The organism is Bacillus sp. LR_5, assembly GCF_042709275.1.
Map to the genome: position 1 here is coordinate 1 of NZ_JAVAXX010000629.1, position 1007 is coordinate 1007.

The following is a 1007-nucleotide window of genomic DNA, read 5'->3' on the forward strand; positions in this document are numbered from 1 at the left end:
GTGTATCAAGCCTGTACAATATTCAAAAACCCTAAAGGATGATGAACATGTGTGGCAAGTTCACTTTATTTTCTGAGTTTGATGACATCATTGAGCAATTCAACATAGATCAATTCTTACCTGAAGGTGAATATCACCCTAGCTATAATGTCGCTCCTTCACAAAACATCCTGACAATTATCAACGATGGATCCAATAACCGGTATTATCCCTCCATGGGCTAAAGATGAAAAGATCGGATATAAAATGATTAATACCCGCGCTGAAACATTGTCCGAGAAACCCAACTTTCGAAAGCCGCTCGTAAGTAAACGAATGGAAACGCCTTGATCCAAGACATTGTATTGTCATTCTGGTCTTTTACATGAAGCCTGTGTTGTTCAAAATTAATGTAATGGACTCTGCCGGTGACATTTTCAACGAATCCATTGTTAAAGAGTTTGAATTTTAACTCTTTATTAAATTCAAGTACCTCAGAGACAACTAATCTGCCCTTGCATCAAAGGAGCTCCTATTTCTGATAAATCGATTCCATGAGCATGATAATACAACTGGTTTCCCATTATTCCGAACTTCTTTTCAAGCAGCTCTAAAGGAAATTTGGCTAACTGATCTACAGTCGATATTGCCATCCGATTTAGGTTTCTTTCCATCCTCCCTCCTATCCCCCACATTTTAGACCACGGGTGAAACTTCCAGAGTTTATTTGGCACATCCTCTTATCTCCAACGTGCAATGCCACTCTTTGTTTTCTTACTTTCCAGGTCAAGCGCAAGCTTACTCAGCAACATATTATCTCCAATGCCTACTGTGCACATCAAACCAAATTCTCTCCATATGCTGAAAGCTGTTAGATGCAGTGAATGGCCTTTTCGTCAATTTGTCTTTTTTTAAAAAAGGCCTATCTAAAAGCTCGGGAAAGAAATGCTTATCTTTGCTACACTGATCATATTTTCATAAACGTGCTTTATCTCATTAAACAGCCAAGGTCACTCTTGCTCGCGATA

General features: G+C 38.8%; 3 pseudogenes. 1 reads left to right on the forward strand and 2 read right to left on the reverse strand.

From position 1 onward, the window contains the following. Positions 1–47: 47 nt before the first annotated feature. Positions 48–327 (forward strand): annotated as a pseudogene (locus RAC86_RS39085) (SOS response-associated peptidase family protein); the annotation flags it as partial. Here the strand turns inward: RAC86_RS39085 and RAC86_RS39090 are convergent. Both RAC86_RS39090 and RAC86_RS39095 read right to left on the reverse strand, forming a co-directional pair. Beyond that, a pseudogene (locus RAC86_RS39090) lies at positions 251–487 on the reverse strand (YolD-like family protein); the annotation flags it as partial. The pseudogenes RAC86_RS39085 and RAC86_RS39090 overlap by 77 nt on opposite strands. Continuing rightward, positions 483–842: pseudogene (locus tag RAC86_RS39095) on the reverse strand (DNA polymerase thumb domain-containing protein); the annotation flags it as partial. The pseudogenes RAC86_RS39090 and RAC86_RS39095, both read right to left, overlap by 5 nt. Positions 843–1007: the final 165 nt, after the last annotated feature.